Below are 23,929 nucleotides of genomic sequence, written 5' to 3'. Positions count from 1 at the left end.
ATGGGCCAGAAGGCCTGGACGATCCGCCGGTTGTGGTGGATGATGGGCCCATGCCGATCGAAGAGGGGTTCCGGGGACAGCGCCTGGTCGTGGTCCCGCGCCCGCAGGTCGCCGAGGCGCTGCGGCGGCCGGTGACGCGTCGGCTGCTGGTGACCGACGCGGGCTACTACCCGGCCGCCGCGGACCACCGGATGCAGCGTCCGAGGGGCACTGACGAGGCGATCGTCATCGTCTGCGCCTCGGGGACGGGCTGGGCGAGGGTCGGTTCGGGCGCGCACCGGCTCGGGGCCTGGCAGGCGCTGGTCATCCCCCGCGGGGTCCCGCACTCGTACGGGGCCGACGCGCGCGACCCCTGGACGATCTGGTGGGCGCACCTGGCGGGGACCGACGTGACCGAACTCGTGGAGAGCCTGGAGGCCTCGGCCGAGCGGCCCGTGGTCCCGATCCGGGCGATCGACCGGGCGGTGGCGCTGCTCGACGAGATCGTCTCGGGCCTGGAGCGGGACCAGTCCCCCGTCCGGCTGCTCGGCGCGGCCGGCGCGGCGTGGAAGCTGCTCACGCAGATCAATGTGGACAGACTGATGCCCGAGCCGGGCGATCCGCTCCAGCGGGCCATGAACTACCTCGCCGAGCGACTGGACGGGAAGGTCAAGGTGCCCGAGCTCGCGAGCCTCGTCGGCGTCTCGCCGTCCCATCTGAGCACGTTGTTTCGCAGGGCGACGGGCGGCGGCGTCCTGGCCCACCACACCGCACTGCGGATGGCGAGGGCGCGGCAGCTGCTGGACGCGACCGACGCGACGATCACCGAGATCGCCTTCGACGTGGGCTTCGACGACGCGTTCTACTTCTCGCGGGTCTTCCGCAGGCACCACGGCATGAGCCCGAGCGAGTTCAGGCAGCGGTACAGCGATTAGCTCCCGGGTTCGATGAGGCTGAGACCCCATCGGACGGTCCAGGTCTCGTCGGGTTCGATCCAGCGCAGCCCCTCGCCGGTGCGCAGGGCGTTGGGCGGCGCGGTCATCGGTTCGACGGCGACGGCCGGACGCGGGCCCTCGTCGGTGGGGAGCCCTTCGGCGATGTAGAGCTGGAACCAGCGGTGGTGCCCGTCGGCGTGGAGTTCGACGGCGGTGCCGTCCGGCGCGGAGAGCCGGTGGCGCGAAGGCTTTCCGGTGTCGGCGAGCTCGTAGGTCAGATGGCGCGGGAGCTTCGCGAAGGGCGCGCCGGTGCGCAGGTCGTAGACGGTCCCGGTGACGTCGAAGGAGGGCCCGGGAAGGTGCGTCGGGCCGGGGACGCGGGCGCTGGGGGCGTCCAGGCGCAGGGCGAGCGTCTCGGTCGGGGCGAGCCCGACCCGCGGGTACGGGTGGGCGCCCGAGGCGACCGGGGCGGGCCGGTCGCCGCGGTTGGCGAAGGCCGTCGCCACCTCGATGCCGTCGGGGCGCAGCCGGTAGGTCACGGCCACGTCGAGGTCGAAGGGATAGCCGGGGTGGCCGGTGACGGGGGCGGTGAGGGTGACCGACGCGGCCGAGGCGGCGCGCACGGTGAAGTCGTGCGCGGCCAGGAGCCCGTGGTTGGCATGTCCCAGTTCGGGTTCGGTCACCTTCAGGCGCTGCTCGGCGCCGTCGTAGCGCCAGTGGGCGTCTGCGACCCGGTTGGGCCAGGGCACGAGCACCGCGCCGGCCATGCCGGGCGGTTCGGCGAATCGCGCGGTGGGCTCGACCAGGTCGAGGCCGCGGACGCGGAGCGCGCGCAGGGACGCGGCCCGCGGCGAGACCTCGGCCGAGGAGGTCTCGCCGGCGAGACTGACGATTCCGCCCGCTCCGCGCTCCGGTCGGTCAGCCGACATCGCTGAGGCGCAGCAGGACCGAGCGGTCGACGTCGAGGGACGGCGCCTCGATGCCGGTCTCGGCGAGTGCGCGGCCCGGCAGGACGAGATCGGCCGCCATCCACGGTGGACGCTGCCCGGCGGGGACGGCTTCGGTGACGGCGAGTTCCTCGACGCGGTAGCGGCGCTCGGGGTCGAGGCCGGGGAAGCGCAGGCGCGGCGGCGGCCAGACGGCGGGCCGGGCGAGGACGGCGAACTGGTAGAGCGCTTCGCTCGCGTCCGCGGCGACGACGCCTTCGAGGCGGAACTCGGGGGCGGTGTCGGCGTGGACGACGTCGCCGGTGTGGAGCAGGGGCCGCAGACCGCGGTGGGCGTCGACCCAGGCCTTGAGTTCGGCGAAGGTGCGCTCGTCGGTCCGGGTGAGGTCGGCCTCGACGCCGAGATGTCCCCACAGGACGGTGGCGGCGCGGAACGGGAGCGTCGCGACTCTCCTGGTGGTGTGGGAGGTCTCGGCGCCGATGTGGGTGCCCTGGAGTTCGGGCGGCATGAGCAGGCCGGTCCAGCGCTGGATGTCGATGCGCTCGCTGGGGTCGTTGCAGTCGGAGGGCCACACGCGGTCGGTGTGCTCCAGGACGCCGAGGTCGATGCGGCCGCCGCCGCTGGCGCAGGACTCGATCTCCAGGCCGGGGTGGGCCTCGCGCAGTTCGCGCATCATCCGGTAGGCGCGCTCGGTCTGGCGGTGGACGCCGGGGCGGCCGTCGGTGCTGTGCCCGGCGTCGGTGAGGTATCGGTTGTGGTCCCACTTGATGTAGGCGATGCCGAGCCGGCCCACGAGCGTCGAGATCCGGTCGAGGACGAGCCGGTAGGCGCCGTCGTGGCCGAGGTCGAGCACGTGCTGGTGGCGGGAGGCCGGGCCGGGGCCGTGGCCGCCGTCGAAGACCCATTCGGGATGGGCGCGTGCGAGTTCGGAGTCGAGGTTGACCATCTCGGGTTCGAACCAGAGGCCGAAGTCCATGCCGAGTTCGCGGACGCGGTCGGCGAGCGGTTCGAGGCCCTCGGGCCAGACCTCGGGGTCGACGGTCCAGTCGCCGAGGGACGTGTGGTCGTCGCGGCGGCCGAGGAACCAGCCGTCGTCCACGACGAAGCGCTCGGCGCCGAGTTCGGCGCTGCGTTCGGCCAGGCGCAGCAGCCGGTCGGGGTCGTGGTCGAAGTAGACGGCCTCCCAGGTGTTGACGATGACGGGGCGGGCCGTCCTGGGGTGCCCGGGCCGGGCGCGGAGGTGCCGGTGCACTTGGGCGGCGAGGGCGTCGAGTCCGGCCCCGCGCGCGCCGTAGAGCCACGGCGTGCGGTAGGCCTCGCCGGTGCCGAGAACCGTCTCGTCGGCGAGGAGGAGTTCGCCGCCGCGCAGGACGCGGGTGCCGGCCGGGGTGCGCTCGGCGGCGAGGACCTGGTTGCCGCTCCAGCCGAGGTGGGCGCCCCAGACGTCGCCGCCGCGGAAGCCGAACCCGGTCTCGCCAGCGACGAGCATCGTCGGGGCTTCCAGTCCGGGCTTGCCGCCGCGGCTCTCGCGGACCCAGGCGCCCACGGGGAACGGGTGGCGCTGCGGCACGCGTTCGAGGGCCCAGCGCCCGGTGAGGTCGAGGAGTTCTTCGGCGCGGTCGGGAAGCGGCAGTGCGAGTTCGAGCGCGTCGAGGCGGTAGGGCCCGCCGTCGTTGCGGAGGGTCGCCCGGGCGCGCAGGAGCCCGCTCGCCTCGAGGCGGAGTTCGACGGTGAGCGCGAGTTCGCTTGCGGCGTCGGTGGCGTCGACTTCGAGGACGGCCGCGTCACCGGTGTCGTCGAACCCGATCGCGGTGGCCGCGAACAGCGGGGCCCAGGCCCGGCCCTCGCGCGAGCCGGTGACGCCGGGGCGCCCGAGCCAGCTCTCGGCCAGTTGCGGGACCACCGGAACGGGCTGCGGGTAGGTGACGGCGCTGTCGCCGATCGTCGGCGAGGTCGCGCGCTGGATCGCGGCCAGTTCGGCGCCCGAGAGGTCGCCGAGGTCGTTGCCCCAGTGAAGGATTCGCGGCAGGCGCGCGTCCGTGAGCGACACGACGACGCTGGTGCCCGCCCGCCGCAGGTGGACGACGTCGGGAGTTGGGTCGGTCATGGTTCAGCCTTTCAAGCCGCTGCTGGCGATGCCGTTGAAGAACTGGCGCTGGAGCACCAGGAAGATGACGATGAGCGGCAGCGACGCCACGAGCGCGCCGGCCATCAGGGTCGGGTAGTCGGTGCCGTACTGGCCCTGGAGTCCGGCCAGGCCCACCGTCAGCGGGCGGTTGTCGCCGCGGGGCGAGACGATGAGCGACCACAGCAGGTCGTTCCAGGAGTACAGCGAGGTGAGCACCGCGAGCGCGCCCAGCGTGGGCTTGACCATCGGGAGCATTACGAACGCGAAGGTGCGCAGGGGTCCGGCCCCGTCGAGGCGCGCGGCCTCCTCGTAGGCGGTCGGGATCGACATGAACGCCTGCCGCATCAAGAAGATGCCGAACGCCGAGAACATGCCCGGGATCGCCAGGGCGGGAATCGTGTCGAGCAGCTTGAAGTCCCGGATCAGCTCGAACTGTCCGATGAGGAACAGCTGGCTGGGGACCATGAGCATCGCGATGAACAGGCCGAAGAGGACGGTCCGCCCGGGGAAGCGCAGCCGCGCGAAGGCGTACCCGGCGAGCGCCGCGACCACGAGCTGCCCGACGACGCGCAGCGCCAGTGCCGAGGCCGAGACGGTGAACTGGCTCCAGACCGGCACCGAGTCGAAGAACGTGGTGAACGCGTCGCCGGTCGGCGCCGCGGGCCAGAACGTCGGTGGCGACTGGGAGGCCTCGCCGGTGGACTTGAACGCGGTGAGCAGCTGCCATGCGAAGGGCGCCACCATGAGCGCCGCGGTGGCGGTGAGGGCGAGGTGCAGGACCCACTCGCCGCGCCGGCCCGCCTTCGTGCCGTTGCGGGGTTTCGTGATCGGATCAGTCATAGAACACCCACCGGCGCTGGACGCGGAACTGGAAGACGGTGGCGAGCATGATCACCAGGAGCAGCACGACCGCGATCGCGGCGCCGTAGCCCTGGTCGAACTGCACGAACGCCTTCTCGTAGAACAGGTAGACGATGGTCTTGGAGCCGTCGAGTGCGGTGTTGTCGACGCTGCGGAGCATCACGAAGACGAGGTCGAACATCTGGAGCGCGGAGATGACGGTCAGCACGGTCACCAGGAAGACGCTCGGGGACAAGAGCGGCAGCGTGATCGAGAAGAACTGCCGCACGCGGCCCGCGCCGTCCATCGAGGACGCCTCGTAGAGCTCGGGCGGGATCGACTGGAGTCCGGCGCCGAGGATGATGAGGTTGACCCCCAGGCTCATCCAGATGCCGACCGCGCCGATCGCGTAGATCGCGTAGGCGTCGTCGGCGACCCAGTACTGGCCGGGGATGCCGACCAGCGAGAGCGCCCAGTTCAGCAGGCCGAAGTCGCCGTTGTAGATGAACCGCCACACCATGCTGACGGCCACGGGCAGGGTGACCACGGGCAGGAAGTACAGCACGCGGTACACGGCCCGGCCGCGGCCGATCTGCTGGATCAGCGCCGCGAGGACCGTCGCGATCGGCACGCCCAGGAGCAGGATCGCGGTGTAGATCGCGGAGTTCCCGAAGGCCTGCCAGAAGTCGCCGTCGCCGAGCAGCTCGGTGTAGTTGTCGAGACCGGTCCAGGTGCCCGGCCCGAAGGCCGGGGTGTCCATGAAGCTCTTGCCGAAGGTCTTCGCGAACGGCCACAGGTAGAGCGCGGCGAGGCCGATGAACGCGGGGGCGATCATCGCGTAGCCCCACAGCGGGGAGGGGCCGAGCCCGCCCGCGCGGCGGCGCCGCGCGGGGGGTCGGGCGGACGGCGCGGTCACTCGGCGAGGACCTCGTCGATGGCGGCGTTGTAGGCCGCGGCGGCGTCGGCGGCGGACTGCTCGCCGTTCCATGCGGGGGTGAGGTACTCGCCTTCGAGGCCGGTCCATTCGGCGGCGTTGCCGCTGATCGGCAGCGGCACCGAGTACTCGACCGCGTCCACGAACACCTGGAGGTCGAACTCGGGCATCGAGTCGAGCCAGGTCTGCTGCGTGCCTTCGTAGGCGGGCAGCACGGCGCCGCTCTCGCCCTGGATCTTCGCGGCCTCTTCGCCGCTGGCGAAGATCAGGAACTCGGCGAGTTCCTCGGGGTGCTCGGTGCCGGCGTACCCGGCGTTGAGGATGCCCGAGATCATGGAGGCCCGCTGCTGTCCGGTCGGGAGCGGCGCGACGCCGACGTTCGCGCGGAAGGCCTCGTCGCCGTAGAGGCGCTGGGCCCAGAAGGACCCGGAGAAGTACATGGCGATCTTGCCGTCCATGAACATCTGCACCGCTTCGGTGTCGGAGAGCTGCTGGAGCGTGGGCGAGGAGCCGTCGGCCTGCATGTTCGTCCAGAACTCGATGCCGGAGACGGCTTCGGGGCTGTCGATCGCGGCCTTGCCGTCGTCGCCGATCACCTGGCCGCCGGCCTGGTAGATGCTGTTGTAGTAGCCGCCCTGGCGGTCGATCGGGGCGGCGATGCCCCAGACGCCGGCGTCGGCGTCGGTGAGCTCCTGAGCGGCCGTGCGGGTGTCCTCCCAGGTCCAGGTGTCGTCGGGGTAGGCGACCCCGGCGGCGTCGAAGAGGGCCTTGTTGAACCAGATGCCGTTGGTGTCGAAGTCCTTGGGCAGGCCGTAGAGCGCGTCGCCCGAGTCGTAGAGATCCATCACGGACTCGGGGTAGGCCGAGAGGTCGACGCCCGCTTCCTCGACGGCGCCTGCGATGTCGAGCAGCTGGCCGCCTTCGGCGTAGGCGGGGAACTGGTCGGCGAGCATCCAGAACGCGTCGGGCGCGGTGCGTCCGGCGGCGCCGACCTGGAGGGTGGACCAGTACTCGGGCCAGGGCAGGACCTGCACCTCGACGTCGATGTCCGGGTGGTCGGCCTCGAACGCCTCGGCGATGGCCTCCATCGCGGGCTTCTGGTCGTCGCTCCAGGTCGCATAGGTGAGCGTGACGTCGCCGTCCTCGCCGCCGCCGGAGCAGGCGGAGAGCACGAGGGCGGTGGCGGCGACGGCCGCGGCGGACCATCTCTTGTCGTATCGCATGGTTACTCCTTGATCGCGGGCCGGGCGTCGTCGCCCGGTCCGGTTTCGGCGAGGGGTTCGACGGGCTGCGGGCGGTCGACGTGCAGTCGGCCTGCGGCCCAGTCGATGTGCGCCGGTTCGGGATGCTCGGGCAGGGCGTCCGAGCGCAAAGTGAGGGCGGTGACGCCGCGGAGGTCGAGTGCGACGTCGAGCGCGGGTTCGCCGGAGCGGACGTCGGCGGCGAACAGCTCGCGGCCGTCGCCGTGGACGCTGACGCGCGCGGCGGTCCCGGGCGTCTCGTCGTCCACGCCGACCAGGACGGTGAGGCGGTCGGCCCCGCCGCCCGGGTACAGGTCGATGCGGGAGGGCGTCGAAGCGCCGAGGCCGTCGTCGAACGCCTTCCCGGCGATGGACATGGGGCGCCCGTCGCCGGGGTTGCCGCCGCCGTTGCTCAGGTCGCGCTCGACCGGGCCGCTCTCGTTCGCGAACGCGGCCATGGAGACCGACGAGAGCCGGTGCGCGCCTTCGGTGAGCGGTCGCACGACGCGGGCGTGGGCGACCACCGGCACCTCGGGCCCGGGGACCTCGACGGTGACCACGCCGGCGCGGCCGGGGGCCAGTGCGCGCGGGGCGCGGACGCGCCAGCGGCCGGCGCCGAGGTCGTCGGCGCTCCAGCCGGGGGCGAGCCGCACGGTGGCGCCGGGATCGGTCCGGATCTCGGCGGTGCCGTCGGCGCCCGCGAGCGCGATGGCCGGTTCGACGTTCGGGGCCGCCAGTTCGGGTCGCTCCGCGGATCGGAACAGCGGCGCGCCTTCGGGGGCGAGGATAGCGACGAAGCCGCCGTTCTCCTTGAGCTCCACCGTGAATGAACCGTCCACAGTGCGGTGTTCGGCGGCGAGGCCGTCCGGGCCGTCGCGGACGATCCACGCGTCGGCGCGGGCCGCGATGCGGTCGAGCGGGACGGTGAGCGTGCGGGCCTCGCCGGTCGCGACGGCGCCGATGAACCAGCGGTCGCCCGAGCGGCGGGCGATGACGGCCTCGCGGTCGGGATCGCCCGCGAGCAGCCGCGTCTCGTCCCAGGAGGGCGCGAGTTCGGCGAGGAACCGCGCGGCCTCGGGCCGCGCGAGGTAAGCGTCCACGTCGTCGGCGAAATGCGTGATGCCGCATTCGAAGGCCACGCTCAGCGCGAGCTCGTGGCCGTCGCTGGTGGTCCGCCCCGGGGCCGAGAACGCGACGGGCGTGTAGTCCATCGCGCCGGCGACGTTCCGCGTGAACGGCTGGATCACGTTGTGCGCGGCCGTGAGCGGCGTGTCGTCGTAGAACACGTAGTACTCGCTGCCGCGGATCGCCTCGTAGCCGACGACCTGCGGCCAGGTCCGCGCCCAGCCGCGCGGGATCACCGAGCCGTGGAAGTTGACGTGCAGGCCCAGGCGGGCGGTCTCGGCGAGGACCGTGTCGTACCAGCGGTACCGGTCCTTCGACTCCGACTCCATGAAGTCGACCTTGACGCCCGCGACGCCCCAGGAGCGCCAGAGCGCGAGCTTCGCGAGCCCTTCGGGCCCGTCGAGGTCGTGCCAGACCGCCCACAGGTGGACCTGGACGCCGCGGCGGCTCGCGTAGGACACGATCTCGGGCACCCAGGTCTCGTCCCAGCCGCAGTCGATGAGCAGGTGCTCCCAGCCGAGGCGGGCGGCGGCGTCCACGAAGTGGCGCTGGCGCTCCAGCTGCGCGCCGGAGTAGAAGTCCGACCACCAGGACCAGGCGGCGCGGCCCGGGCGGACCCAGGACGTGTCGACGGCGGGGTCCAGGGGCGCCGGCGCGAGCTCGTCGACGAAGCGGCTCTCGACGATCGCGGCGAGGCTCCCGCGGAGGAAGACGCGCCACGGGGTCAGCGGGCCGCGCGTGACCTCGACGTCGGCGTCGGCGGCGGCGAAGGCGAGGGCGCCGTCCTCGATCTGGGCGTGCGCGCCGCTGAAGCGGCCGTCGATCCCGGACTCGGTGACCAGGAGGTACCGGTCCTCGCCGGTGCGGGCCAGGAGCGGGAAGCCGTAGGCGCCCGCTTTCAGGTCGGGGAGGTCGGCGCCGAAGCGGGGCGTCTCGTACCAGGTCTGGTAGTCGAGGGCCCAGACGCGGGCGGACGGGTCGAGCCGCATGAGCGTGTGCTCGGCGGTGAGGCGGCCGTGGCCTTCGAGCCGGGCCGCGGCGTAGCGGACGGCGATCCCGTCGGCGGCGGTGCGCACATGGATCTGCCATTCGAGGCCGCTCTCGTGCCGCAGCTCGTGGACCTGCTCGACGTGGCGGTACCGGTGGGTGCCGACGGCCTTGCCGGAGCGGGCGGTCCACTCCTCGGCGATCTCGCGCTCGGAGCTGCGCAGGAGCGATGAGCCTTCGCCGAGGTCGATGCCGTTGAGCCTGAGGCCGAGCCGGAGCCCGTCGATCCCGGGCGCGCTCAGGGCGATCCCGTCGGGGCGGACCTCGAGCCCGGTCCCGCTGCTGCTCTCGTTGACCACGTCGTCTCCGTGTTGCTGGTGTGAACGGTGTGCAGGATGCGCACCGGCTGTTCTGAGGCTAACGGCCGGAGGGCCCCGCGGGAATGTTCGATCGCACGGGTCGCCTGGACGATTCGCCGCAACGCGGAAGGGCCGGGGTGCGGCAAATGCTTGCCCCCGGCCCTCGCGCTGGGACGATCAGCGCACGATGCTGACGCTGTCGACCCCGAGCCCGGGCGCGGACGCGCCCGTGACGGTGACGGTCCCGCCTGAAGTGGGCAGGTCGAGCCCGATCGTCTTCGTCGCGACCGCCGTGTCCGAGCCGGTCGCGGGCAGCGCGACCTCGACGGGCGCGCCGCCGCCGACGCTGACCAGGACGGTGGCGTCATCGGCGCTCGCGTAGTGGAGCCTCACGGTGTGGTTCCCCGCGTCGGCGGTGCCGAGGTCCGCGACGGTGAGGGACCCGGAGCCGTCGAGCCCGGTCACGAGCGAGCCGCCCGAGCATTCGGCGCACGGGGCGACCGCGGCGCCGCCGCTCAGCGTGTTCCCGGGGTCCTCGGCCTCGGTGGTCCGGCTGACCGTGAGCGCGTCGATGTCGGGCGCGTACTCGTCCGGGTTGTCGAAGCGGATCGTGTTGGGCCCGGCTTGAAGCGGCACGTCCACGGTCCACTTGTTGACGAACTCCCAGCCGCCCGAATCGGTCAGCTCCTCGGTGGCGATCACCTGGCCGTTCACGGTGATCCGCACGTCGCGCGGGTCGCCGGACGTATAGCTGAAGGTCAGCTCGTGGGTGCCGGCCTCGGCGGCGGTGACGTCGGTGAACTCGACCGAGCCGCCCGCGCCGAGGAAGCCGGCCTTGGCGCCCTCGGAGCAGCCCTTGCAGTCGCCGACCGCCGCGCCGCCGCCGAGGACCTGGTCCTCGGCCTCGTAGCGGGTGTCGTCGGCGCCGATCTGCTCCAGCGGCGTGGTCGACAGGTGCACCGAGGCGCCGCCGGTGGCGATCATCGGCAGCGACAGGGTGTCGCCGCTGGTGACCTGCTGCGTGCTGACCTCGACGCGGCCTTCGGCGTCGTCGGCGAAGATCGTCGCCGTGTAGGTGCCGGCGTCCAGGAAGTCGAGCGGGACGCTCGCGGTGCGGGCGGGGTCGGTCATGGCCCCGATGAACCAGTCCTCGCCGCTGCGGCGGGCCACGGTGATGTGGTCGCCGGGGAAGCCCTCGACGACGCGGGACTCGTCCCAGACGGTCGGGACGGCGCGCAGCAGGTGCCGGCCGGGCCACTGCTCGTACGCCGCGGCCGAGTCGGCGTAGTTGACCATCGCCGAGGTGAACACGATCGACTGGGCGAGCGTGTGCGCCTGGGTGAGGATCGAGTCGTTCTGGGAGATCATCGCGGGGGTGTAGTCCATGCCGCCGAGCGGCCCGCGCGTGAACGGCAGGGTCGCGTCGAGGCGCGCGGTGGTCGGCGGCGGGTACTTGTAGTGCTCGGTCCCCGCCACGGCCTCGGTGGTCAGGACCCAAGGCCACGTGCGGTTCTCACCGCTGGGCTTGGTGCTGCCGTGGAGGTCGAGCATGAGTTCGTGCTCCCCCGCGGCGTCGCCGATCGACTGGTACCACTCCTGGACCTCTTGCGAGTCGTTCAGGAAGAAGTCGACTTTGAGGCCCGCGACGCCGTACGCCTTGTGCTCGGCGGCGAGGGCGTCGGCCAGTTCGGGCGTGGCGAAGGGCTCCGCGGTGACCCACGCGAAGATCTTCACCCCGCGCCGCGCGGCGTACTCGCTGATCTCGGGCAGGTCGGTCGCCGGGTCGTAGCAGCAGTCGACGGTGACGTACTCCCAGCCCATGGAGGCGGCGAAGTCGACCATCTGCTTCTGCTTGTCCATGTCGGCGGCGCTGTCGTCGTCGGTGTACCAGGTCCAGCCGGCGCGGCCGGGCGCGACCCAGTCGGGCTGCTCGGCGGCGGGCGGGTTGAGGTTCTGGACGAGGTCGGTGTTGTACAGCGCGTCGAGGTCCGCGGCGATGACCGCGGTGCGCCACGGGGTCTGGAACGGGTGGGCGCTCGCGATCGGGAAGGCCTGGTCGGGCGTGCGCGCGACGCGCAGCAGTCCGGTGCCCTGGCCGTCGCCTTCGAGCATCGCGGGCGCGTAGCTCGCGTTCGCGTTGTAGACGTTCGCCTCGGTGATGAGCGCGAAGTAGCGGTTGTCCGCGATGGACGCCAGGAGCGGCATCGTGAGGTCGGCGCCCGAGTTCAGCTGCGCCGCATCGCGGTAGATGTAGTCCTGCTCGTAGTTGCCGTTCCAGTCGGCGGCCCAGCCGCCGGTCCCGGCGGGGAGGCGGAAGCCGCTGGACTCGCCGGTGACGGTCAGGTCGCCCTCGCCGGGGAGGCGGTAGCGGTAGGCCACGCCGTCGTCGTAGGCGCGGACGACGAGTTCCATGGTCTCGCCGTCCTTGGTGTACTCCAGGACCAGTTCCTCGGCCCGGTTCGTGTAGCTCGGGTCGGTTCCGGCGGGGAGCGTGTAGGTCTCGTCGATCGATGTGCGGGATTCCGCGGCGAAGGCGAGGCCTTCTGCGAAGTCGACCTCGTCGGTGGTGATGCCGAGGGGCGACTCCTCGAAGATCGCGGTGGTACCGGCCGTCACCTCGTAGGTGAGCGAGCCGTCGGGCTGGTCGGTGACGGTGAAGGTGATCGATCCGTCCGGTGAGGACACGCTGTGCGTCCCTGCGGCGTAAGCGGGTCCGGCGGCCGCGACGAGGCTGGCCGCCCCGGCCACCGCCGCCGCGGCCAGCAATCCGAGGGGACGCCGTCGTCCCGTGCTGATGCTCATGAACCACTCCTCGAATGGAGAACCCCGGGAACCGGCCGGCGCCCGGGCATATCGACGCTAAAGCGCCGTTCCATTCGCGAGAAGCCGCAAATCGCTTCCCCGCCTGGACGTTCCGACGCACCCGCCGCATGAGCGCGGCGGGCGCGTCGCGGTCCTAGGCCTCGCAGCGGACGTCGGACTCGGGCATCTCGCCGTCGACCAGGAACGCCGTGGCGGTGTTCAGCGCGCACGCGTTGCCGCCGTACACGTAGACGCCGTGGCCGAAGCCGTCGACGCTGACGAGGCGCGACCGGTCGCCGAACGCCTCGCGGTTGATCTCGGCACCCGCGTACGGGGTGGCGACGTCGAGCAGGTTCTGCACGATGAGCACGTTCTGCGGGCCCTCGTCGGTGATCGGGACCTCCGGCTCGGCGGGTTCGTCGCTCCAGAAGGCGCACGGCATGACGTTCGCGCCGGCCCCGCCGAACATCGGGTACGCCTCGCGGTCGGCGGCCGCGTTCTCGCGGTAGACCGCCAGGTCCTCCGGCCAGTCGGAGTCGTTGCACGTCACGGCGAGGTACGCGGACCAGGCGTTGTCGTAGGCCAGGACCGCACCATCAGAACCATCCTTAGTGGAGGCCGGGACGTCCAGTTCGCCGCCCAGGCGGGAGGCGGCGGCCGCGTCGCCGGCGGCCAGCGACTGCCAGAGCCGGGCGGCCCCGGGGAACGAGCCCTCGCTGTAGAGCGAGACGAACACGACGAACCGGAACATCGCGCCGTCGTACTCGGCGACAGGCTGCTCGTCGAGCTGCTCGGCGAGCGCGAAGAAGGTCTCCCGCACCGCTTCGGGGGTCCCGCCGAGGCCGTAGCCGTCGTCGCGTTCGGCCGCCCATTCGGCGAAGTGCTGGAAGTTCGGCCCGAAGTCGCTGCCCCAGCGGCGCTGGTCCTCGTAGTCGAAGGCGGTGCCGCCGGTGTTGCTGTCGAGCACGACCCGGCCGCTCGTGTCGGGGAACAGCGAGGCGTAGGCCGCGCCGAGGGTGGAGCCGTAGGAGGCGCCGTAGTAGCTGAGCTCGTCCTCGCCGAGCGCGGCCCGAACGGCGTCGATGTCCCGCGCCGTGTTGGCGGTGCTGATGTGCGGCAGGAGGCCTTCGGTGTCGGCCGCGGCGCACTGGTCGGCGACCGCCTCGGCGATCTCGGCCTGCGCGTCGACCGCGGCGTCGTCGGCCGCGTACGGCGGGACGTTGCCGCGGTAGGCCCCGCCTTCGGTGAAGCCGCAGCTCACCGGCGTCGAGTGGCCGACGCCGCGGGGGTCCATGCCGATGAGGTCGTAGGCGTCGGTGACGCTGTCGGGCAGGCCGAGGTCGGCCATCTCGACCGGCTGGCCCAGGCCCGCGCCGCCGGGCCCGCCCGGGTTGAGTAGCAGCGCGCCGCGCCGCTCCTCGGGGTTCGTACTGGCGAGGCGGGAGATCATCACGTCGATGGCGTCCCCGTCGGGTGCGTCGTAGTCGAGCGGCACGGGGACGGTGGCGCACTCCATCCGCTCCGCGCCGGGGACGTCCTCGGGGCACGCGCCCCATGCGACCGCGCTCTGCTCGTCCTCCTCGGCGGCGGCCGGCAGGACCGCGAGCGTCGCCGCGAGTCCCCCGGCGGCGGCCAGCGCCACTCCGGCGACTGCGATGCGTCGTCGTCTCATGTCATTCCCCTCCTGTGGTTTCGCCCCTCTTGCGGGGTTATGACCACAGTCCAGGCCATGCCGCTGCGGCATGGTCAAGCGCTCGGGACGGTTTCATGAACGAGATCACATGAGGTCGTGGATGCGCCGCATGACGTCGAGCTGCGCGGGGTTGTAGAGGGCCCTGAGGGTGTCGCCGATCGACCGCTTGACGAACTCGGCGCTGTGCGGGGCGTCGGTGAGGTCGTTGACCTCCGGGTAGCGGTCGCGGAGCTCGCGCGCGAAGGGGACGAGGCGTTCGGCCAGTGCGATGCGGGCGGCCTCGTCGGCGTCGGGCGGCAGGCGGTCGAACTCGTGGTCGGCGGGGCCGGGGGGCGTGTCGTTCAGCAGGTCGGCGTAGCCCTGGACGGCGCGCGGGCCGAGGACCCGCGACATGACGACGACGAGGGACCGGTCGGTGTCCGAGAGTCCTCTCCGGTTGGTCGCGGGCGCGAACTCCGGGGGGAGGTCGGTGGGCGCGGACCGGTGCAGGATCGCGCCGAGTTCGACCCGGATGCGCTGGAGGCGTTCGATGGTGGCCCCGAGTTCGGCGTCGAGGGTCCGCAGCGCCTGCTCGGGGTGGCCGTCGTCCTCGCCCATGGCGGCGATCTGCGGCAGGGAGAGGCCGAGGTCGGCGAGCCGCTTGATCCGCAGGAGTCTGACGAGGTGGGCGACGCCGTACTGCTTGTAGCCGTTGGGAAGTCGCTCGGGTTCTTCGAGCAGGCCGACCTCGTGGTAGTGGCGCACCGCCCGGAGGCTGGTGCCGGCCAGGTCGGCGATCTCGCGGGTGCTCCAGGCCATGGTCGTCTCCTCGCCTTCGGCCGAAAGTCCCAGTAAAGACCATGCCGCTGCGGCACGGTCAAGCCCGTGGCCTCCGACCTGCGGCGCCATGCGGAGTCGGATCGTCCAGGCGCGGCGGCGAGAACCCCATTCTGCGTCGGCCCGCGGAGGGGGAATACTTGACGGCATGAAGAAACCCTTCCGACTGGTCGCCGCCACCGCCGCCTGCACCGTCGTCGCCGCCTCAGGATGCAGCAGTGCGTCCGACGAGGACGGCGTGACGATCCAGTGGTGGACGTGGGACGACAAGCAGGCCGTGTCCTGGGAGCAGTGCGTTCCCGCGTTCGAGGAGGCCAATCCCGGCGTCCAGGTCGAGATCTCCCAGTACGCGTGGGACGACTACTGGACGAAGCTCACCGCGGGCTTCGTCGCCGGCAACGCCCCCGACACGTTCATGGACCACATGAACAACTATCCGGAGTACACCTCCCAGGGGCAGCTCCTGCCCCTCGACGACTACATCGAGCAGACCGGTTACGACATCGACCAGATCGCGGTCGGCATCGACACCTGGACCTACACCGACGGCTCGCTGTACGGCATCCCGAAGGACTGGGCGACGGTCGCGTTCTACTACAACGCGGACATGCTCGCCGACGCCGGACTGACGGTGGACGACGTCATGAACATGACGTGGAACCCCGAGGACGGCGGCACCTTCGAGGACGTCATCGCGCGCCTGACCGTGGACGAGAACGGCGTCCGCGGCGACGAGCCGGGCTTCGACGCCGAGAACGTCGCGGTCTACGGCATCAACTCGCTCGGCTCCGGCGGCGTCAACGGCCAGGACACCTGGGCGAACTTCGCCTCGACCACGGGGTGGACCCTCGGCGACGAGGAGAACTGGCCGACCACCCTCCAGTACTCCGACCCGCGCTACGTGGCGACGGCGGAGTACCTGCGCGGACTCGCCGAGCGGGGCCTGACCCCCGAGGACGGGGAGTTCACGCTCGGGCAGGTCGAGCAGCTCGGTTCCGGCAGCGCCGCGATCGTGCAGTCGGGGTCGTGGAACGCCACGAGCTTCTTCGGCACCGAGGGCCTGAACGTGGGCATCGCCCCGAGCGTGATCGGCCCCGAGGGCGAGCGCCGGGGCCTGTCGAACTCCAACGCGGACTCGATCTGGGCCGGCACCGAGCACCCCGACGAGGCCTTCGCGTGGATCTCCTACATGAACTCCCCCGAGTGCCAGGACGTCGCCGGGGCCGACGGGACGTTCTTCCCGTCGATCTCCTCCTCGATGGAGGTCACTTCGGAGGCGTTGAGCGCCCAGGGGATCGACGTCTCCCCGTTCACCGACCAGTTCGAGGCGGGCACGCTGTTCGAGTCGCCCGCGTTCGGTCGCGGCGAGGAGGTGGGCGCGGCCGTGGGCCCGCTCAGCGAGGCGTACTTCCTGTTCGAGCGCGACGCTGACGTCTTCGAGGAGATGGACGAGCTGAGCCGGGAGATCCTGGCCCAGTAGCCGCGGGACACGACGAGGCGCCCCTGATCGAGGTCGGGGGCGCCTTCTCGTCCGGTCAGCCGCTCGGTTTGGGTTCGACGTGGGCTCCGGGCTGGAGCGGTACGGCGTCTTCGGGCAGCACGCCTTCGAGGGACTTGGTGCCGCAGGCCGCGCACTCGGGGTTGCGCGGCACTCCGATGCCGTACCAGCGCATGATGCTCAGCTCCTCGACGCCGGTCGCCATCGGCTGCCATCTCGCGTAGTCGCTGTCGGGCTCGCGGCGGTTGATCCAGAGGTAGAGCGGCGCCACGAGGTCGTCGTAGAGGGAGTCGAGGGTCGTGGGGGTCCCGTCGAGCAGTTCCAGCATCGCGAGCTTGGCGACCTGGAGCGCGATCGGGACGATGTCGGAGGACAGTCCCGGTTCGACCGCGACCTCCCTGTCGCTGTAGGCGATCGCCGAGGCGTCCTCGGTGCTGCTGATCTCGCGGTCGGCGGCCATGTCGGGCAGGGCGTGGATGAAGCACTGGTAGCAGGGCGTCAGGTCGGAGATGACCCGCAGGACCTGCCCGCCGTAGGCGCGGCGGAAGACCCCCGCGTAGAACGAGGGGACGCCGGCCATGAGGCCGTAGCGGTTGACGAGCATCCGGCTGGCCCGGTTGTCGGTGGCGCACACGACGACGTCGGGTGCGAAGCGGTTCATCAGGTCCGAGAATGCGGCGAAGGTGTCGTCGCCGATCTGGAGCGGGCTCGTCTCGACCTTCGCCGCGGGGTTGCGGTCCAGGACCATGCTCCGTCCTGCGTGGACTTTGAGGCGGCCCACGTCGGCCAGGCCGGACTCGTGGCGACAGACGTTGCCGACTTCGATCCGGTCGTGGTCCACGAGGAGGAAGCGCCCGACGCCGCAGCGGGCCAGCTCGCGGAGGATGAAGGAGCCGCCCGAGCCGATGCCGAGGACCGCGACGGACTTGTCGCGCAGCGCATCGGTCTCGAAGACGCCCCGCACCCGGTCGAACACGTCCGCCTTCTCGGGCAGGAGCGTGAGGTCGACGGGCCGGTACGTGCCGCCGTGCCGGGCGAGGACGGCGATGGCGTCGCCGACGGCGCAGACGAGGGCCGGCGGCGAGTCGGATCCGAAGCGGCGCAGCGCCTCCGCGGCGGCGTCCTGAGTGTCCTCGACGCGCAGCACCGGGAGGTCGGGGCCCGCCTCGGGGTGGACGCGGAGCAGGTCGCCGCCGTCGTGGACGGTGGCGCGCAGGGAGGTCAGGCCCTCGCGAAGGACCAGGCGCGCCAGCCCTTCGGGGACGACGGCGTGCGCGGGGGCGTCAGCGGACACGGGCGCCTCCGAAGGACTTCATGTCCTCCGCCGTCACCGGGGCCAGGTCCGGGTCCAGCGCCTCGGACTCCGAGACCAGCTCGAACTTGCCGTTGCGCGGGTTCAGCACCATGCGCTTGCCGGGGTTGCCCTGACCGCTCGATTCGCGGTGCATGTACTCGCTGATCGCGTCGTGCTTGCTGTTGGCCATGCCGTTCCCTCTCATTCTCGGTGCTAGAGCAGGTAGTCGGCGACGGGCCGACCTGACCTGGTGTGCGATTCGTACGCGGTGATCCACAGGAGCGCCTTGCGGAGCACCTTGACCACGGAGTACTCCGCGCTCCAGTCCTCGGGGCGGACGATGCAGATCTTGACCCAGCCGTCGCGGTCGGTCTTCCAGGTGTGCATGTCGTGGCTGGAGCCGTGGAAGGCCATGTGGCGCCCGTGGAAGTCGAGCAGCGGGCTGGGCGCCACGATGTAGGTGTCGGGCACCGCGTCGGGGTAGGTCGGCGGCAGCTCGAGCTGGACGACGTACTCGCGGTCGAGGTTGCTCCACCACCGGCCCGAGAACCGCATGTAGTCGATCCCGTAGTCGTAGCCGAAGAACGGCATGAGGGCCTCGACGGCGGCGGCCTCCTGGGCGAGGCGCATCTTCTGGTATTCCTGCCACATTTCACACGCTCCCGAGTTTGCGGAACGACTGGACGGCTCGGCGCAGGGCGTCCTCGGCCCGGCACACTTCGGTGATCAGTTCCGTGGCGTCCCGGAACCTCGGATCGCGCACGCGGTGGCGGATCGCCATCAGGTTGCCGTCCACGACGGCGAGGTCGAGGTCGTGGACGAGGGAGCCGTTGGCGGCCTCCATGTTGAGCAGCACCGGCCCGGAGTCCGCGGTCGGCTCGATCGTGCAGACGACGCTCGACGGCACGCCGGCCCTCGCCAGCAGGGCTTCGAGGCCGACGAGGAAGCGGTCCAGGTCGGGGACGCCGTACCAGGGCCCGGACTGCTCCTGGGGCGCTTCGGGTTCGGAGGTCTCCGGCGCGGGCCCGATCGCGGGGGCCTCGGACAGGGCGGGTCGAGACCCGGTCGCGGGGGCCTCGGACGAGGACCGGTCCTGGGGTGCCTCCCGCCGGACGACGGACTGCGGTGTGGGCATCAGGTCGTCCTCGTACCGGTCCTCCAGCAGGAGCGACCGTTCGAGGCGGGTCGAGGCGCGCGGGCGGCGCGGGGCGCGGTCCAGCGCCGAGCGGTACGCGCGCGGGACGATGCGGTGCAGCGCCGCGCGGAGCGGGCTGACGCCGGGGATGACCTCGAAGCGGGCCGGGAGCTGGCGGCCGGCCGAGGCGTCGGCGTACACGTGCGGCTTGAGGCAGACCTCCTGCTCCTGCTCGGGAGGGCGGCGGGTGTCGAAGTAGGTCAGGATGTCGGTGAACTTCACGCGCTCGGTGCGGCGCGAGAACTCGCGGGTCCGGCGCAGGTCGCCGCCGCTGAGTTCGGGGAGGCCGAGCCGGTGGTGGGAGTGCCAGAGCCCGACGGCCTGGACGCCGAAGTGGTGCAGGACCAGCTGCTCTATCTGCCAGTGGAACTCGGGGTCCTGGGCGAACAGCGTGACGTGCCGTTCGGCGTTCGGGCCGGGTCGCGTGGCGAGGTGGATGGTGGGGTTCCCGCGGTCGGACCACAGGCCGAAGAGGCTGCCTCCGGTCTCGATCTCGGGATGGTCGGCGGTCTCGTCGGCGATGCAGTCGATCTCGGAGCCGTAGATCCGGATCAACGCCCGTTGCTGTTCCACACTGCCTCCACGATGTCGATGATTGAGCATTCGGGCGACCAGTCCTTCTCGGCGATCTCGATCTCCACGCCGTCGACCGCGACGGCGAGGGGCGCCGTGCGCGGATAGTCGGCGGCGAGCACGAATCTGACGTCGAGGGGGCCGGAGGCGTGCAGGCCGATGAGGCCGTTGGGGAGTTCTTCGGCCTCGACGCCGAAGCCCTTGACGACGAGGCGGCCGGACTCGGATTCGATGCGCCGCCAGGCCGCGCCGTTCGCGGCGGCGGGCGGCTCCGAGGCGACCGGGGCGGCGCCGTCGAGGCCTTCGAGGAGCGTTCCGACGCCGCTGCGGGCGAACAGGTTGGGCGACAACCCGGTTCGCAGGTGCCAGTAGGCGTCGACCGTGGCGAGGAGGAACGCGCTGACGGTGGTCGCGATGACCTCTGCGGGATCGCGGTCGGGCAGTGCGTCGAGGTCGATGCCCTGCCACGACGGCAGGTGGCCGCCGAGCGGCGCCGTGCCGCCCCCGTCGCGGTGGTAGCGGGCGATGGGGAACACCAGTGAGGGCGAGCCGTCGGCCGCGTTGAAGACGGTGGAGAGGACGGCGTTGGCGGTGACCGCCCCGCCGGAGACGTCGAAGAAGACGATGATCGCGGGCTTTCGCGTGAATTCCATGGCCGCAATCGATTTCGCGCCCAGTGCGCCGTCGACGATTCTCCCCCGCGCGACATTGCCCGGCGACAATCCGGACTGCAATTGCAGATACTCGGAGAGATCACTCAATCCGGTGAGCAATTGTCCGACTCGCCGGGGTACGTCCGGGCCCGCCGGCTCGCCGCCGGGCGGCATTGCGGAGACCAGGGCGATCGGGACCTCGGAGCCGTGCAGGGGCACCGACACCTCGGCCGCGCGCACGGGGGCGGCCGGCGAGGCGACCCGGCCTTCGAGCCGGAGGCGGTGCATTCGCAGCTCATGCTGGTACTCGCTGTCCCGGTCAGTGTGCGCGAGCTGGACGCGGGCGGACTCCACCCGAGACACCATGCGGGCCTCGGCCCAGACGCCGACCATCTTGGCGACGGCGCCGGCGAGTCCGCCGATGAAAGGACCGAGAACGACTTCGATGACCAATTGCAGTCCAAAGGGGGGCGACAATGCGGACACACTGGAAAATGATCTTGAGGAGGGATGAGCGCGGGCGGTCGAATGGGCGCCGACCCATTCAAGGCATTCGGCTCATGGTAACACCGGCACCCCGGTAGGAGGCGACCTCAATTAGCGCCCCGCATTGGACGGGCCGATGCGGCGCGAATGGATCGGAGTCGACTACCGGGGTCGCTGATGCGCCGAGCGGCGTTCGATCACGGTCGAGACGGCGGCGACGGCGAGCGCCGCCGCTCCCAGCGCCACGCCGATCCACACCGGGGCGACGAGCCCGTGCCCGCCGTCGATCGCCACGCCGCCCAGCCAGGCCGACAGCGCGATGCCGACGTTGAAGGCCGAGGCGTTCGTCGAGGACGCGAGCAGCGGAGCCTCCTTCGCCGCGTCCATGATGCGGGTCTGGAAGACCGGGACCATCGCGAAGCTCGCGGCGCCCAGGACGAACACCATGATTACAGCCGGAACCTGGTGGTGCACGGCGAAGGCGAACACGATCAGCGCACCGATCGCGGCGGTCATGGTCCCGAACATCGCGGGCGTGAACGCGCGGTCGGCGAGGCGGCCGCCGAGCAGGTTGCCGATGGTCAGGCCGATCCCGAAGAGCACCAGCAGCCACGGCACGACCGACGCGTCGAAGCCGGAGACGCGGGTCAGCATCGGCTCCAGGAAGGTGATGGCCGCGTAGGCCGCGCCCCAGCCGAGCATCGTGGTCGTCAGGGTCAGCCACACCTGCGGGCGGCGGAAGACGGCGAGTTCGCCGCGGAGCCCGCCGCCGGGCTCGTTCGCCCGTGCGGGCACGAACGCGACGATCGCGAGCAGCGCGACCGCGCCGATCACCACGATCGCCCAGAACGCGGCCTGCCAGCCGAGCCCCTGGCCCAGCGCCGTCCCGAACGGCACGCCGGCCACGGTGGAGACGGTCAGGCCGGTCATCATGAGCGCGATGGCGCGCGAGCGCTGCTCGGGGGCGACCAGGCTCGCGGCCATGATCGGGGCGACGCCCATGTACGCGCCGTGGCACAGGGCCGCGACGACCCGTCCGGCCATGAGCACGCCGTAGGTCTGCGCGACGGCGGCCAGCACGTTGCCGAGGAGGAACAGGCTCATGAGCACGATGAGCAGGGTCTTGCGCGGCAGGCGAATCCCGGCGGCGGTCATGAGCGGCGCGCTGATCGCGATCGAGGCCGCGTACCCGGTGACCAGGAGCCCGGCGGTCGGGATGGACACGTCGAGGTCGGCGCCGATCGGGCCGAGCAGGCCGACGACGACGAATTCGCTCAGCCCGATGCCGAACGCGCCCAAGGCGAGTGCACCGATGGCCAGCGCCCTGCGCCGCTTCGGATACGCGGCCTGGGTGGGCGGGGCCGGGGTGGTCTGGGTGGACACGCGGGGGTCCTCTCGGCGGAGCGGTCGTCCTGTGGCTTCGGGCGCCTCCGGGAAGGCGCGCCCGGTCAATACTCGCCCGTCCGGACACTTACGTCCAAGTCTTTTACGAATGGTCAGCGAGAGTCCCGTGCGCCGCAAGGGCCCGGTGCGACGGGCCGGGCCCTCACGCTCGGAGATGAACCGGTTCGCTTCGGTGCATTAAGGTGGAGGCCGTCACACGGGGATGATTCGGGTTTTCGGTGAGCGGAGAGTCGGTTGCGCGCTGGGCAGGTCGTGGGCGATCGGTATCGGTTGGAAGAACGCCTGGGCTCGGGAAGCCAAGGCGAGGTCTGGCGTGCGGTCGACCTCCGGCTGAGCCACCGGTCCGTCGCGCTCAAACGCGCACTGGTCGGCGGCGACCCGGCCGCGGCTGCGAAGGTCAGGCGCGAGGCCGAGACGCTCGCGCACATCAGCCACCCCAACGTCGTCACGGTCTACGACACCGTGGACGAGGACGGCGACTGCTGGATCGTCATGGAGTTCGTCCAGGGCCACACCCTCGCCGAGCTGGGAACGGTCTCGGGCGAGACGGCGGCCCGGTACGGGGCCCAGCTCGCCGGCGGCCTGGCCGCCGCGCACGCCGCGGGCATCCTCCACCGGGACATCAAGCCCGCCAACGTGCTGGTCACCGACCAGGGCCACGCCAAGCTCGCCGACTTCGGGATCGCGCGGCGCCTCCACGCCGAGCCGACGCTCACGGGCACCGGCGCGGTCACCGGCACTCCCGGATACGTGGCCCCCGAAGTCGCCCGGGGCGGGAAGTTCACGGCCGCGGCCGACACGTTCTCCCTGGGCGCCACCCTGTTCCACGCCGTCGAAGGGACCTCGCCGTTCGGGGAGGGCAACCCGCACGCGCTGCTGTGGCGCACCGCCCAAGGCGAACGCATCCCGCCGAAGCGGGCCGGGGCGCTCGCCCCGGTGCTCGACCGGCTGCTCCAGACCGAGCCGAAGCGCCGGCCGCGACTCGACGAGGCGAGCCGCGCGCTCGGCGAACTGTGCGGCGATCCGACCATCGGGGCCGTGCCGCGGGCGAGGCGCCCGCGGCGGTGGGTGTGGGCCGGCGCCGCCGCGGCGGCGCTCGTGGTCCTTGCCGCCGCGGGGTGGATCGCGCTGCGTCCCAGTGAGGCGGCGACCGACCCGCCCGCCGACGGGGTCGCGGTGAACCTGATCGGCGACGAGGCCGGTGCCGACCCCTGCGCGCTGCTCGACGCCGAGGCGCTGAGCGCCCACGGCGAGACCCGGTTCAACACGGACAACGGCAACTTCAACCGCTGCGACCTCATCATCGACAACCCCGCCGGCGACGTCGACGTCATCGCGTACTTCTACGAGACCACCGCCGACCCCGAGTCGGGAATTGCGGAGATGGTCGGGTCGATCGGCGTCCTGCGCCATGAGCCCGTGCACGAGGAGTGCGACCGGACCCTGGTGCTGCCGGACGGGAACTACCGGGTCGCTATCTCGGCGGAGCAGGAGTCCAGCGGCGAGAACGACCTGTGCGCGGTGGCCGAGACCGCGGTCGACGGCGCCCTCGCCGTGCTCCAGGAGAACCAGGTACCTCGTCGGGAAAGCGAGCCGGAGGCCGATTCGCTGTTCCACACGGACGTCTGCGGACTGCTCGACGACGAGGCGCTCGAACACTTCCCCGGCGTGGACGCGGACCATCCGGCGCGGGGCTTCGCGGGCTGGGAGTGCTTCTGGTCCAGCACCACCAGCGAGATCGACGTGAAGGTGGAGTTCGACCGCGACGAGCCGCCGAGCATGGACGACGGGGAGTACTTCTCGTTCTACGGGCGCGACGCGTTCAACGAAGAGGACCACTGGGGCGATGACACCTGTCTGGTGAGCGTCGTCCACCGGCAGTTCGCGAGCCCCGACCAGGACGGCACCATCACCGCCGAGTACGTGCGCATTCAGGCCAGGGGCCCCGAGCCGCTCGATGAGCTCTGCGCGGTGGCGCTCGGCCTCGCCGAGCCGCTGGCGATGGCGCTGCCGGACGTGTAGGACGCGTTCGGGACCACT

The 23,929-nt window shown here is 71.7% G+C and carries 18 protein-coding genes; 3 read left to right on the top strand and 15 right to left on the bottom strand.

What is annotated here, in order from left to right:
• The first annotated feature begins 50 nt into the window (after nucleotides 1-50).
• Entirely contained in the window at nucleotides 51-914 is an 864-nt protein-coding gene (locus tag BLQ63_RS13190) for a helix-turn-helix transcriptional regulator (RefSeq protein ID WP_091035174.1), read from the top strand.
• On the opposite strand, the gene BLQ63_RS13185 is transcribed toward BLQ63_RS13190, so the two are convergent.
• The 9 genes from BLQ63_RS13185 to BLQ63_RS13145 all read right to left on the bottom strand — a co-directional run bounded on the left by BLQ63_RS13185 (nucleotide 911) and on the right by BLQ63_RS13145 (nucleotide 14,768).
• Nucleotides 911-1,843: an aldose epimerase family protein gene (locus BLQ63_RS13185; protein ID WP_091035172.1), complete on the bottom strand. Its 933-nt coding sequence runs from the start codon at nucleotides 1,841-1,843 to the stop codon at nucleotides 911-913. The genes BLQ63_RS13190 and BLQ63_RS13185 overlap by 4 nt on opposite strands.
• The gene (locus BLQ63_RS13180; protein WP_091035169.1) at nucleotides 1,833-3,968 is read right to left on the bottom strand and encodes an alpha-galactosidase; all 2,136 of its coding nucleotides are present in this window, start codon (nucleotides 3,966-3,968) and stop codon (nucleotides 1,833-1,835) included. Before BLQ63_RS13180 ends, BLQ63_RS13185 begins: the two co-directional genes overlap by 11 nt.
• 3 nt (nucleotides 3,969-3,971) lie before the next feature.
• Nucleotides 3,972-4,829 (bottom strand): carbohydrate ABC transporter permease, encoded by an 858-nt coding sequence (locus BLQ63_RS13175; RefSeq protein ID WP_091035166.1) that lies wholly within the window; start codon nucleotides 4,827-4,829, stop codon nucleotides 3,972-3,974.
• A complete protein-coding gene (locus BLQ63_RS13170; protein WP_218125241.1) occupies nucleotides 4,822-5,745 on the bottom strand; it encodes a carbohydrate ABC transporter permease in 924 nt (307 codons plus the stop codon). Before BLQ63_RS13170 ends, BLQ63_RS13175 begins: the two co-directional genes overlap by 8 nt.
• Nucleotides 5,742-6,986, bottom strand: coding sequence for an ABC transporter substrate-binding protein (locus BLQ63_RS13165; RefSeq protein ID WP_091035160.1), 1,245 nt, complete (start codon nucleotides 6,984-6,986; stop codon nucleotides 5,742-5,744). The genes BLQ63_RS13170 and BLQ63_RS13165 overlap by 4 nt, the downstream gene beginning before the upstream one ends.
• A gap of 2 nt (nucleotides 6,987-6,988) precedes the next feature.
• Nucleotides 6,989-9,475 (bottom strand): glycoside hydrolase family 97 catalytic domain-containing protein, encoded by a 2,487-nt coding sequence (locus BLQ63_RS13160; RefSeq protein WP_091035156.1) that lies wholly within the window; start codon nucleotides 9,473-9,475, stop codon nucleotides 6,989-6,991.
• A gap of 177 nt (nucleotides 9,476-9,652) precedes the next feature.
• Nucleotides 9,653-12,277, bottom strand: a complete 2,625-nt coding sequence (locus BLQ63_RS13155) for a glycoside hydrolase family 97 N-terminal domain-containing protein (protein WP_091035152.1) — start codon at nucleotides 12,275-12,277, stop codon at nucleotides 9,653-9,655.
• Between the two features lie 154 nt (nucleotides 12,278-12,431).
• Complete coding sequence (locus tag BLQ63_RS13150) at nucleotides 12,432-13,949, bottom strand: alpha/beta hydrolase (protein WP_091035148.1); 1,518 nt, start codon at nucleotides 13,947-13,949, stop codon at nucleotides 12,432-12,434.
• Between the two features lie 105 nt (nucleotides 13,950-14,054).
• Nucleotides 14,055-14,768: a MerR family transcriptional regulator gene (locus BLQ63_RS13145; RefSeq protein ID WP_091035144.1), complete on the bottom strand. Its 714-nt coding sequence runs from the start codon at nucleotides 14,766-14,768 to the stop codon at nucleotides 14,055-14,057.
• Between the two features lie 166 nt (nucleotides 14,769-14,934).
• On the opposite strand from BLQ63_RS13145, the gene BLQ63_RS13140 reads away from it, so the two are divergent.
• A complete protein-coding gene (locus BLQ63_RS13140) occupies nucleotides 14,935-16,266 on the top strand; it encodes an ABC transporter substrate-binding protein (RefSeq protein WP_091035140.1) in 1,332 nt (443 codons plus the stop codon).
• A 55-nt stretch (nucleotides 16,267-16,321) separates the two neighbouring features.
• On the opposite strand, the gene BLQ63_RS13135 is transcribed toward BLQ63_RS13140, so the two are convergent.
• From BLQ63_RS13135 to BLQ63_RS13110, 6 genes are all read right to left on the bottom strand, one after another.
• On the bottom strand, nucleotides 16,322-17,578 hold the full coding sequence (locus tag BLQ63_RS13135) for a HesA/MoeB/ThiF family protein (RefSeq protein WP_091035136.1): 1,257 nt from the start codon (nucleotides 17,576-17,578) through the stop codon (nucleotides 16,322-16,324).
• Complete coding sequence (locus BLQ63_RS13130; RefSeq protein ID WP_091035133.1) at nucleotides 17,568-17,768, bottom strand: hypothetical protein; 201 nt, start codon at nucleotides 17,766-17,768, stop codon at nucleotides 17,568-17,570. Before BLQ63_RS13130 ends, BLQ63_RS13135 begins: the two co-directional genes overlap by 11 nt.
• Before the next feature lie 23 nt (nucleotides 17,769-17,791).
• The gene (locus tag BLQ63_RS13125) at nucleotides 17,792-18,229 is read right to left on the bottom strand and encodes a hypothetical protein (RefSeq protein WP_091035128.1); all 438 of its coding nucleotides are present in this window, start codon (nucleotides 18,227-18,229) and stop codon (nucleotides 17,792-17,794) included.
• Nucleotide 18,230: 1 nt separating this feature from the next.
• Nucleotides 18,231-19,346, bottom strand: a complete 1,116-nt coding sequence (locus tag BLQ63_RS13120) for a hypothetical protein (RefSeq protein ID WP_143014872.1) — start codon at nucleotides 19,344-19,346, stop codon at nucleotides 18,231-18,233.
• Complete coding sequence (locus BLQ63_RS13115) at nucleotides 19,325-20,452, bottom strand: hypothetical protein (RefSeq protein ID WP_091035120.1); 1,128 nt, start codon at nucleotides 20,450-20,452, stop codon at nucleotides 19,325-19,327. The genes BLQ63_RS13120 and BLQ63_RS13115 overlap by 22 nt, the downstream gene beginning before the upstream one ends.
• Before the next feature lie 195 nt (nucleotides 20,453-20,647).
• On the bottom strand, nucleotides 20,648-21,868 hold the full coding sequence (locus tag BLQ63_RS13110) for an MFS transporter (RefSeq protein ID WP_218125240.1): 1,221 nt from the start codon (nucleotides 21,866-21,868) through the stop codon (nucleotides 20,648-20,650).
• Nucleotides 21,869-22,123: 255 nt separating this feature from the next.
• On the opposite strand from BLQ63_RS13110, the gene BLQ63_RS13105 reads away from it, so the two are divergent.
• Entirely contained in the window at nucleotides 22,124-23,911 is a 1,788-nt protein-coding gene (locus BLQ63_RS13105; RefSeq protein ID WP_091035117.1) for a serine/threonine-protein kinase, read from the top strand.
• The last annotated feature ends 18 nt before the right edge of the window (nucleotides 23,912-23,929 follow it).

The sequence above is a fragment of the Glycomyces harbinensis genome, from assembly GCF_900101745.1.
Taxonomy (GTDB): domain Bacteria; phylum Actinomycetota; class Actinomycetes; order Mycobacteriales; family Micromonosporaceae; genus Glycomyces; species Glycomyces harbinensis.
The sequence above is the reverse complement of the archived record's forward strand: the minus strand, read 5'-3'. Positions and strand labels throughout refer to the sequence as shown.

Coding starts and splice junctions, on each gene's coding strand:
- BLQ63_RS13190 (WP_091035174.1), top strand. CDS start 51: ATGCCGATCGAAGAGGGGTTCCGGGGACAGCGCCTGGTCGTGGTCCCG.
- BLQ63_RS13185 (WP_091035172.1), bottom strand. CDS start 1,843: ATGTCGGCTGACCGACCGGAGCGCGGAGCGGGCGGAATCGTCAGTCTC.
- BLQ63_RS13180 (WP_091035169.1), bottom strand. CDS start 3,968: ATGACCGACCCAACTCCCGACGTCGTCCACCTGCGGCGGGCGGGCACC.
- BLQ63_RS13175 (WP_091035166.1), bottom strand. CDS start 4,829: ATGACTGATCCGATCACGAAACCCCGCAACGGCACGAAGGCGGGCCGG.
- BLQ63_RS13165 (WP_091035160.1), bottom strand. CDS start 6,986: ATGCGATACGACAAGAGATGGTCCGCCGCGGCCGTCGCCGCCACCGCC.
- BLQ63_RS13155 (WP_091035152.1), bottom strand. CDS start 12,277: ATGAGCATCAGCACGGGACGACGGCGTCCCCTCGGATTGCTGGCCGCG.
- BLQ63_RS13150 (WP_091035148.1), bottom strand. CDS start 13,949: ATGAGACGACGACGCATCGCAGTCGCCGGAGTGGCGCTGGCCGCCGCC.
- BLQ63_RS13145 (WP_091035144.1), bottom strand. CDS start 14,768: ATGGCCTGGAGCACCCGCGAGATCGCCGACCTGGCCGGCACCAGCCTC.
- BLQ63_RS13140 (WP_091035140.1), top strand. CDS start 14,935: ATGAAGAAACCCTTCCGACTGGTCGCCGCCACCGCCGCCTGCACCGTC.
- BLQ63_RS13130 (WP_091035133.1), bottom strand. CDS start 17,768: ATGGCCAACAGCAAGCACGACGCGATCAGCGAGTACATGCACCGCGAA.
- BLQ63_RS13125 (WP_091035128.1), bottom strand. CDS start 18,229: ATGTGGCAGGAATACCAGAAGATGCGCCTCGCCCAGGAGGCCGCCGCC.